This window comes from Clostridium sp. OM02-18AC, assembly GCF_003481825.1.
Lineage (GTDB): Bacteria > Bacillota > Clostridia > Lachnospirales > Lachnospiraceae > Brotaphodocola.
The window spans coordinates 22156-32599 of record NZ_QULW01000010.1 but is presented as its reverse complement, the minus strand read 5'-3'; the positions used below and the strand labels follow the sequence as shown (position 1 = coordinate 32599).

Sequence of the window (10444 nt, the reverse complement as noted above, 5' to 3'; positions counted from 1 at the left end):
TACGAGTCTGACTTCCTCCATTTTCACATATCGTTGTTCGCTTGCTTTCGCTGACACATGTTCGCCTGCATCGGATTACATCCGCTGCATTCGGACATGTGTGCGGGGGAGGCGAAACAACTGATATGCTGAAAATTCCAGAAGTCAGACTCGTACACGCCCTATTTTATTGACACCGCTGCGTACGAAAAAACCTGCAACCATTACTGATTTGGCCGATAGTTATCCTATTTTCGCCGTTTCAGTAATGGTTGCAGGTTTTTTATATGTAATGGAGCCAGTATAGCAGGAAGCCCCCGCCCCGCCATGCGTAAGCGCATTCTTTTAGCGAATTTTGCCCGTTTTGTGAGCATAGCGACCGTTTCGGAGCTCTGTCTGAGCGAACGCAGTGAGCGAGTTAACGGAGGAACGGTCAATCGGCGGCGGAGCAAAACGGGCGAAAATTCGCGTGAATGCGGTTACGTATGGCGGGGCGGGGCTTTCGGACTTATTGATATTTACTGTGCAATATTGTTTATTCGTGATAATGATAGCTGTCAAGCAGCTGGTTCTTCATATCCCACAGCGGCTTTGACAGATCGACGTGCACGCGGTGCGGGTATTCCAGTCGCAGGGACTCTTCCCACAGGGTGGAGAGTTCTTTCTTGCAGTATTTCTGGATATCCATAACTTTCGGGGACTCGTAGACACACTGACCTTTTAAGAAGACCGGAACCATCATCTCACGCATGGTGTAACTGCCTGGTGCCAGGTGGGTCTTTTTCCAGGTCTCAATCGGGTCGAAGAGAAGAAGGGACTTGTTGGTGTCGTATTCCTCGTCAACCAGACAAATCAGGTCAGCAATGATCTTGCCATTTTCCTTGTCGTAGATGCGTCGGATGGTCTTATTGCCCGGATTGGTGATCTTTTCTGCGTTCTCGGAAAGCTTGATCTTCGGGATGAATTTTCCGGTAGCCTTGTCCTGGATCGCAGCCAGCTTGTAAACGCCGCCGAAGGATGGGCAGTCTTTGGAGGTGATCAGGTTGGTGCCGACACCCCAGGAGTTGATGGCTGCGCCCTGAAGCTTTAAGGAAGAGATCAGGGTCTCGTCCAAGTCGTTGGAAGCGGAGATGAGTGCATCGGAAAATCCGGCTGCATCGAGCATCTTTTTTGCTTTCTTGGACAGATAAGCCAGGTCACCGCTGTCTAAGCGGATTCCGTAGAAGGTTAACGGAATGCCGGCTTCACGCATCTCAGTGAAGACTTTAATGGCATTTGGAATACCGGAATTTAAGGTATCGTAAGTATCAACCAGAAGGATGCAGGCATTTGGATACAGCTTTGCATAGGTGCGGAATGCGGTCAGCTCGTCCGGGAAGCTCATGATCCAGCTGTGTGCGTGGGTTCCTTTGACCGGGACATCGAACATTTTTCCGCAGAGTACGTTGGAAGTACCGATACATCCGGCAATCATGGCAGCGCGGGCACCATAGATACCGGCATCCGGACCCTGTGCACGGCGCAGACCAAACTCCATGACTCCATCGCCCTGTGCGGCATAGACGACGCGTGCTGCCTTGGTGGCAATCAGGGACTGATGGTTGATGATGTTTAACAGGGCAGTTTCGATTAACTGGGCTTCCATGATCGGGGCAATGATCTTTACAAGCGGTTCTCTTGGGAAGATAACGCTTCCTTCCGGGATCGCGTAAATATCACCGCTGAAATGGAAGTTACTCAGATATTCCAGAAAATCCTCCTCAAACATGCCGGTAGTGCGCAGGTAATCAATGTCATCTTTTTCAAAATGCAGGTTCTTTACATAGTCGATCACCTGGTCCAAACCAGCACAGATCGAATAGCCGGAGCCTACCGGATTGTTTCTGTAAAACGCGTCAAAAATGACGGTCTCGTTTGCATCTTTTTCTTTAAAATAGCCCTGCATCATGGTCAGTTCGTAAAAGTCTGTGAGCAGGGTCAGGTTACGTTCGCTCATACCGGTTCTCCTTCTGGTTTCGGTTAAATTTGTGTAAAACATAAGTAGTATACCATTAGTTTTCTCAAAAAACAATGCGATTGATAGGAAAATAACAAACCGACTGGCCGCGGAAACCTTGACAATTCCCAGACAAATCAATATAATGAAAAAGAATGTAATATCAAAAAGGCTATGACGGAGACAGTAGCGCTGCATAGAACGCAGGTGCCGGAAAACGACCAGCAATCAACAACGGTCAGGAGGCACGAGCGAGCCGGGGGTGGTGGAAGCCCGGTGCAAGTAAGGCAGCAGTCGAAGATCACTCCCGAGCCGCAGGCTGAACGTACAGAAAATCTTTCAAGTAAGCCCCGCCGGCATTCCGCCGTTAACCGGAACTCATATGTTGGTATGCAGTAATAGGTGGTCAAAAGTGGCAAGAAGTGTCGTTTCCTGTTTGCAGGGAACGGCTTTTTTTATTCATAGGAAGTTTTGCACTGGTTTAAAATGTTCCGGATGGAAAACAGAAAGCCTATGAACGTTACACAGGATGTCCCGCTGCATGCGTCAAAGATTGGAGGCAAAGAAAAGCATGTATGAGAAAGTACCTACAAATATGAATTTTGTAGAGCGAGAGAAAAAAATTGAAAAGTTCTGGGATGATGAGCACATCTTCCAGAAGAGCATGGATTCCCGCAAAGAGGGTCCGACCTACACCTTCTACGATGGCCCGCCTACCGCAAACGGCAAGCCTCATATCGGCCACGTACTGACCCGTGTCATCAAGGACATGATCCCGCGTTACCGCACCATGAAAGGCTGCATGGTTCCGCGTAAGGCAGGCTGGGATACCCACGGACTTCCGGTTGAGCTGGAAGTGGAGAAGATGCTTGGCCTGGACGGCAAAGAGCAGATCGAGCAGTATGGTCTGGAGCCGTTCATCGAGCATTGTAAAGAGAGTGTCTGGAAATACAAAGGCATGTGGGAGAAATTCTCCGGCACCGTTGGTTTCTGGGCAGACATGGACAATCCGTATGTTACCTATCACAATGACTTCATCGAGTCTGAGTGGTGGGCATTAAAGCAGATCTGGGAGAAGGGACTTCTGTACAAAGGTTTCAAGATCGTTCCTTACTGCCCGCGCTGCGGTACCCCGCTTTCCTCCCATGAGGTAGCACAGGGCTATAAAGATGTCAAAGAGCGTTCCGCGATCGCCCGCTTCAAAGTAAAGGGCGAGGATGCTTACATTCTGGCATGGACCACCACACCGTGGACCCTGCCGTCCAACGTGGCACTCTGCGTAAACCCGGATGAAACCTATGTAAAGGTAAAAAACGGCGATTATACTTACTATCTGGCAGAAGCACTCTGCGACAGCGTTCTGGAAGGTGAGTACACCGTATTAGAGAGCTATAAGGGCAAAGACTTAGAGTACAAAGAGTACGAGCCGCTGTTTGACTGTGCGGTTGCAATCTGTGAGAAGCAGAAAAAGAAAGCATTCTATGTTGTCTGCGATAACTACGTAACCCTGACCGATGGTACCGGCGTCGTACACATTGCACCGGCATTCGGTGAAGACGACTCCAAGGTCGGCAGAAAATATGACCTGCCGTTCGTACAGCTGGTTGATGCCAAGGGCGAGATGACCAAAGAGACTCCGTGGGAAGGCGTATTCGTAAAGAAAGCCGATCCGCTGGTATTAAAGGCATTAGACGAGAAGGGACTGTTATTCTCCGCACCGAACTTCGAGCACAGCTATCCGCACTGCTGGAGATGCGATACACCTCTGATCTACTATGCAAGAGAATCCTGGTTCATCAAGATGACGGCTGTAAAGGATGATCTGATCCGCAACAACAACACCATCAACTGGATCCCGGAGAGCATTGGTAAGGGACGTTTCGGCGACTGGCTTGAGAACGTTCAGGACTGGGGCGTAAGCCGTAACCGTTACTGGGGCACCCCGCTTAACATCTGGGAGTGTGAGTGCGGCTGCCAGCATTCCATCGGAAGCCAGGCAGAGTTAAAGTCCATGAGCCCGAACTACGCAGATGTCGTAAAGAAATATGCAAAAGAGATGGACAAAGAGGCAAACGGCGAGGTTGAGCTGCATCGTCCATTCATCGATGATGTCACCATCACCTGCCCGCAGTGCGGCAAGCAGATGCACCGTGTACCGGAGGTGATTGACTGCTGGTTCGATTCCGGTTCCATGCCATTCGCACAGCATCATTATCCATTCGAGAATAAAGAGCTGTTTGAGAAGCAGTTCCCGGCAGATTTCATCTCCGAGGCAGTAGACCAGACCCGTGGCTGGTTCTATTCGCTGCTGGCGATCTCTACCCTGATCTTCAACAAGGCACCGTACAAGAACGTTATCGTTCTGGGCCATGTTCAGGATGAGAACGGACAGAAGATGAGTAAATCCAAGGGCAATGCCGTTGACCCGTTCGATGCACTGGAGACCTACGGTGCCGATGCGATCCGCTGGTACTTCTACATCAACAGTGCACCGTGGCTGCCAAACCGCTTCCATGGCAAAGCCGTTCAGGAAGGCCAGAGAAAGTTCATGGGTACCCTGTGGAACACCTATGCATTCTTTGTTCTGTATGCAAACATCGATAACTTCGACGCAACCAAGTATACACTGGATTACGATAAGCTGCCGGTTATGGATAAGTGGCTCTTATCCAAGTTAAACTCTATGGTCAAAGATGTGGATGATAATCTGGCAAACTACCGCATCCCGGAGGCTGCAAGAGCCCTTCAGGAGTTCGTGGATGACATGAGTAACTGGTATGTCAGAAGAAGCCGTGAGCGTTTCTGGGCAAAGGGCATGGAGCAGGATAAGATCAATGCTTACATGACGCTGTACACCGCTCTGGTAACAGTTTCCAAGGCTGCAGCACCGATGATCCCGTTCATGACCGAGGACATCTACCAGAACCTGGTAAGAAGCATCGACAAGAACGCTCCGGAGAGCATCCACCTGTGCGACTTCCCGGCTGTAGAGGAAAAACTCATCGATAAGCAGTTAGAGTCCGATATGGATGAAGTCTTAAAGATCGTTGTATTCGGCCGTGCAGCAAGAAATACTGCAAACATCAAGAACCGCCAGCCGATCGGTAAGATGTATGTCAAGGCTGAGAACAAGCTGTCTGACTTCTATGTAGAGATCATTGAGGACGAGTTAAATGTCAAGAGTGTTGAATTTGTAGACGACGTGAGAAACTTCACTTCCTACAGCTTCAAGCCGCAGCTTAAGACCGTCGGACCGAAGTACGGCAAGCAGCTTGGCAGCATCCGCAAGGCACTGTCTGAGATCGACGGAAATGCCGCTATGGATACCTTAAAGGCAGAGGGCGCTCTGAAGTTTGACTTTGGCGGCGAGCCGGTAGTCCTGACCGAAGAGGACCTCCTGATCGAGATGGCACAGACCGAAGGATATGTATCTGAGGGCGACAACTACGTAACCGTAGCCCTGGATACCAACCTGACTCCGGAACTTCTGGAAGAGGGCTTTGTCCGCGAGGTTGTGAGCAAGATCCAGACCATGCGAAAAGAAGCAGGTTTTGAGGTTACCGATCATATTAATGTATATCAGGATAACAACGATAAGATCGCTGATATCTTTAAGGAATACGCAGACACCATTAAAGGCGAAGTACTTGCCGATCACATTTTCCTTGGACAGATGAGTGGATACGCAAAAGAGTGGAATATTAACGGTGAGACCGGAATGTTGGGTGTTGAAAAAGCAACAGATGGCAGCTGCGAGAAATAAAGTATGCATAAGGTGTTGCTGCGATGGTGTTTCCTGTTTGCGCAACACAAAAACAGCAATGCTGTCACCTGTGCAGGGCACGGGCGGCAGCATTGGCATGCTGACCGGAAAAGGTTTATAAGGGCAGACTGCAACTGAGGAGAGGAGATCCAGTATGAAAGTCATTGCAAACAAAGGGTTTGACAAAGAAACATTTAAAAAGAGCGTTGTTGATAACGTGAAGAATCTGTACCGCCGCACCATTGATGAGGCAACCCCGAATCAGGTGTTCCAGGCCGTTGCCTATGCGGTAAAGGATGTCATCATCGACGAGTGGATCGCGACCCATAAGGAATATGAGAAGAAGGATGTAAAGACCGTTTACTATCTTTCCATGGAGTTTTTGATGGGACGTGCGCTGGGCAATAACATCATCAGCATTATGGCAAGAGACGAAGTGAAGGAAGTCTTAGATGAGCTTGGCTTCGACTTAAACGTGATCGAGGACCAGGAGCCGGATGCAGCACTTGGAAACGGTGGTCTGGGACGTCTTGCCGCATGCTTTTTGGATTCCCTTGCAACGCTTGGATACCCGGCTTATGGCTGCGGCATCCGTTACCACTATGGTATGTTCAAACAGAAAATTGAAAACGGTTACCAGGTCGAGGTGCCGGATAACTGGTTAAAGGATGGCAACCCGTTTGAGGTACGCCGTTCCGAGTATGCGACTGAGGTGAAATTTGGCGGTTATGTGCGCACCGTATGGGAAAATGGAAGAGAGCATTTCGTGCAGGAGGGTTACCAGTCTGTTATGGCGATTCCGTACGATCTGCCGGTTGTAGGCTATGGCAATAACGTAGTCAACACCCTGCGTATCTGGGATGCACAGCCGATCAGTACCTTCAACCTGGATTCTTTTGACAAAGGTGATTACCAGAAAGCCGTAGAGCAGGAGAATCTGGCAAAGACCATCTGTGATGTGCTTTACCCGAACGATAACCACTATGCTGGTAAGGAGCTGCGTTTAAAACAGCAGTACTTCTTCATTTCTGCAAGTGTACAGCGTGCTGTAAGCAAGTACATGGAGAAGCATGATGATATCCGCAAATTCTACGAGAAGAACGTATTCCAGTTAAACGATACCCATCCGACCGTAGCAGTTGCAGAGCTTATGCGTATCCTTCTGGACGACTACAACTTAACCTGGGAAGAGGCATGGGATGTTACTACCAAGACCTGTGCGTACACCAACCACACCATCATGGCAGAGGCACTGGAAAAATGGCCGATCGAGCTGTTCTCCAGACTGCTTCCGCGTATCTACCAGATCGTAGAGGAGATCAACCGCCGCTTCGTCATTGAGATCCAGCAGAAATATCCGGGCAACCAGGAGAAGATTGCGAAGATGGCCATTGTCTACGACGGTCAGGTAAAGATGGCTCATATGGCAATCGCAGGCAGCTTCTCCGTAAATGGTGTAGCAAGACTGCACACCGAGATCCTGGAAAAGCAGGAGTTAAAAGATTTCTACGAGATGATGCCGGAGAAGTTCAACAACAAGACCAACGGTATTACCCAGAGACGTTTCCTGCTTCATGCAAACCCGCTTCTGGCAGACTGGATCACCGACAAGATCGGTGACGAGTGGATCACTGACCTTTCCGCAATCAGCAAATTAAAACTGTATGTGAACGACGAGAAGTGCCAGCATGAGTTTATGAACATCAAGTACCAGAACAAGGTACGTCTGGCAAAATACATCAAAGAGCACAATGGCATCGATGTAGATCCGCGTTCCATTTTCGATGTTCAGGTTAAGAGACTGCACGAGTACAAGCGTCAGCTGATGAACATCCTGCACGTCATGTATCTGTACAACCAGCTGAAGGATAACCCGAACCTGGATATGGTTCCGAGAACCTTCATCTTCGGTGCAAAGGCAGCAGCAGGCTACAAGAGAGCAAAGCTGACCATCAAGCTCATCAACTCGGTAGCGGATGTGATCAACAACGATAAGTCCATCAACGGCAAGATCAAAGTTGTCTTCATCGAGGATTACCGTGTATCCAACGCAGAGATCATCTTTGCGGCAGCCGATGTCAGTGAGCAGATCTCTACTGCAAGTAAAGAGGCATCCGGTACCGGCAACATGAAGTTCATGCTGAATGGTGCCCTGACTGTGGGAACCATGGACGGTGCAAACGTCGAGATCGTGGAAGAGGTTGGCGCAGAAAATGCGTTCATCTTCGGTACTTCCTCTGACGATATCATCCGCATGGAGCACGACCACAGCTACGATCCGATGCAGATCTTCAACAACGACCAGGATATCCGCCGCGTGCTGATGCAGCTGATCAACGGCTACTATGCACCGAACGATCCGGAGCTGTTCCGTGATATTTACAACTCCCTGCTGAATACCTTGAGCAGCGACCGTGCAGATACCTACTTCATCCTGAAAGACTTCCGGATGTACGCAGACGCACAGAAGCGCGTAGACGAGGCATACCGCGATGAGCAGTGGTGGGCAAAGGCAGCAATGCTCAACACCGCATGCAGCGGCAAGTTCAGTTCCGACCGTACCATTGAAGAGTACGTAAAAGATATCTGGCATCTGGATAAGGTGAAGGTAGAACTGTAAATCTGGCATAAAATCAGAAATCCCTCCATAGATTAGAAATAATCTGGAGGGATTTTTTATGCGCAAAATTGGAGTGATCTTTGCGGCTTTGTTTATGGTGTCCTGGATGTTTTCGTTCTTTTGTATGCATGCAGCAGGACAGGACGGGGCGGGGAATTCGCATAATGCCGAGCAGGGGGATGTGGAGACGGGAGCAGCAGATCTGTCAGGTGAACAGAAGATTCCGGGCCAGTCAGATAAACTTGGTATATCTGGAAATACGAATCGTTCCGGAGAATCAGCCCTGGAAGCCGCACAGCAGGAAAGCAGGAACATGTTCCAGAGTCGCCGCGTTATTCTGGAACGTTATGGTGTCAAGACGTATCTTTCGGTGGAAGATTATCTGCCGGGTGTCGTAGTCTGCCAGGCAAGTCCGGAACTTGGTCAGGAGGCTTTGAAATGCCAGGCGGTGATCGCCCGAACTTACATATACCGTCAGATGGGAGAGCGGGAGGAAATTCAGGAGGAAGAGCTGGACCTGGACTACCTGGGCGACCGGACAGCATTTGACGGGGCAGGACTGACCGTGCATCAGAAGGAACAGCTGGCAGAGAGTCTGGAACGCTGCAAGCTTGCCGCGAAGGAAACTGCAGGAATGGTTATGAAGTATGAGGACCGTTACATTTTGCCTTTATTTCATGAATGCAGTGCTGGGCGGACCAGGACCGGTGAGGCTGACTATCCGTACCTGCAGTCGGTGGAGAGCAAGTGGGATGAGCAGAAAAACAAGGACAGACATTCTGCAACATTGGAAAGTGAAACAGCATTTAATCTATCAGATTTTGCAGCACGGATTGGAAAACTGAATGATTCCAGGGCAGTGGATGAGGCACGCCTGCCTTCTGAGATCCAGGTGGTGAAACGCGATGATGCAGGGTATGTGCTCCAGATGAAAATTGGACCAGGAACTTATACGGGTGATGAAGTGCAGTATGCGCTGGAACTGCCATCCGCCTGTTTTACGATTGACACGAAATCCCAGGGGCAGATCATCGTTCGGACAAAAGGGCGTGGGCACGGGTATGGACTCAGCCAGAATGGGGCAGAAGCCATGGCGGAAGAAGGATGGAGCTTTGAAGACATTTTAAAATATTATTATAAAAATATTTCGCTGGTCACTGAATAAGAAAAGGCACTTTGGCAAAACTACTACCGAGGTGATAAACGGTGAAAGAGAAAATGAATCAGATGTTCCGGGATAAATTATTCCTGGTCATGTTGGTGCTTGGCCTGCTGACTATGGTTGCCGCAGCAGGTGTCGTTACGATCCGAAGAGGAAACGGACAGGAACAGAAGCCATATGTGGATATGCAGGGGCAGGATGAATATTTTGCAGAAGAAGCAAACGATCAAATGCCGCTTGCAGGAAATTCCAATGCCGAAGTACCGGATCCGGAAGCTGCACAGGAAGAAATGAAACAGGCAGAGGCCGGAAACGGTCAGGACAATGCGGTTGCAGAGCAGGAACACATTGCAAAAGAAGCAGGCCCGGAGAAAAATGCAAAGACTCCGAACGGGCAAAGTACGGTAGCTTCCGGAAATGAAAGTGGTGAGAATGTCGAAGCGGAAGCAAGAGAAGCGGGAGCAGGTGGTATTGCAGCGACTGCGCTGGTGCTGGACTTTGCGGACACCAGTAAAATGCTGTGGCCGGCCAGAGGCAATGTCCTTCTGGATTACAGTATGGACCGGACCATCTATTTTCCAACTCTGGAACAGTACAAATGCAATCCGGGTCTTGTGATCCAGAGTGAAGTCAGCACCCCGGTCGAAGCGCCGGCAGCAGCCAGGGTCCTGGAAGTGGGAAACAACGAGGAAATCGGTGATTATGTGGTCCTTGATCTCGGAAACGATTACACTGTGACCTGCGGCCAGTTAAAAGAAATCACGGCAGTGCAGGGGGAATATCTGGAAGCCGGGGCACTCCTTGGTTATGTGGCAGAGCCAACCAAATACTATACGATTGAAGGAAGCAACGTCTTTTTGGAAATGCACCATGGAGAGAAAACGGTGGATCCGCTGGATTATCTGGAGTAGGGATGCGTAAGAT

General features: G+C 49.6%; 5 protein-coding genes. 4 read left to right on the top strand and 1 reads right to left on the bottom strand.

Annotated features, from left to right (window positions below; all coding sequences use genetic code 11):
- Positions 1 to 514 precede the first annotated feature (514 nt).
- The gene (locus DXB18_RS08455) at positions 515 to 1975 is read right to left on the bottom strand and encodes a nicotinate phosphoribosyltransferase (protein WP_118707215.1); all 1461 of its coding nucleotides are present in this window, start codon (positions 1973 to 1975) and stop codon (positions 515 to 517) included.
- Between the two features lie 571 nt (positions 1976 to 2546).
- Here DXB18_RS08455 and ileS point away from each other — a divergent pair.
- The 4 genes from ileS (at position 2547) to DXB18_RS08435 (ending at position 10431) form a co-directional block, all read left to right on the top strand.
- The gene (ileS, locus tag DXB18_RS08450; protein ID WP_118707213.1) at positions 2547 to 5738 is read left to right on the top strand and encodes an isoleucine--tRNA ligase; all 3192 of its coding nucleotides are present in this window, start codon (positions 2547 to 2549) and stop codon (positions 5736 to 5738) included.
- Between the two features lie 154 nt (positions 5739 to 5892).
- The gene (locus DXB18_RS08445) at positions 5893 to 8358 is read left to right on the top strand and encodes a glycogen/starch/alpha-glucan phosphorylase (RefSeq protein ID WP_118707211.1); all 2466 of its coding nucleotides are present in this window, start codon (positions 5893 to 5895) and stop codon (positions 8356 to 8358) included.
- Between the two features lie 58 nt (positions 8359 to 8416).
- On the top strand, positions 8417 to 9523 hold the full coding sequence (locus tag DXB18_RS08440; protein WP_118707209.1) for a SpoIID/LytB domain-containing protein: 1107 nt from the start codon (positions 8417 to 8419) through the stop codon (positions 9521 to 9523).
- 41 nt (positions 9524 to 9564) lie between these two features.
- Positions 9565 to 10431, top strand: a complete 867-nt coding sequence (locus DXB18_RS08435) for a M23 family metallopeptidase (RefSeq protein ID WP_118707207.1) — start codon at positions 9565 to 9567, stop codon at positions 10429 to 10431.
- Positions 10432 to 10444: the final 13 nt, after the last annotated feature.

What these genes read in the sequence shown, in the direction of transcription:
- DXB18_RS08445 (WP_118707211.1), top strand. Translation starts at nt 5,893, where the DNA reads ATGAAAGTCATTGCAAACAAAGGGTTTGACAAAGAAACATTTAAAAAG.
- ileS (WP_118707213.1), top strand. Translation starts at nt 2,547, where the DNA reads ATGTATGAGAAAGTACCTACAAATATGAATTTTGTAGAGCGAGAGAAA.
- DXB18_RS08440 (WP_118707209.1), top strand. Translation starts at nt 8,417, where the DNA reads ATGCGCAAAATTGGAGTGATCTTTGCGGCTTTGTTTATGGTGTCCTGG.
- DXB18_RS08455 (WP_118707215.1), bottom strand. Translation starts at nt 1,975, where the DNA reads ATGAGCGAACGTAACCTGACCCTGCTCACAGACTTTTACGAACTGACC.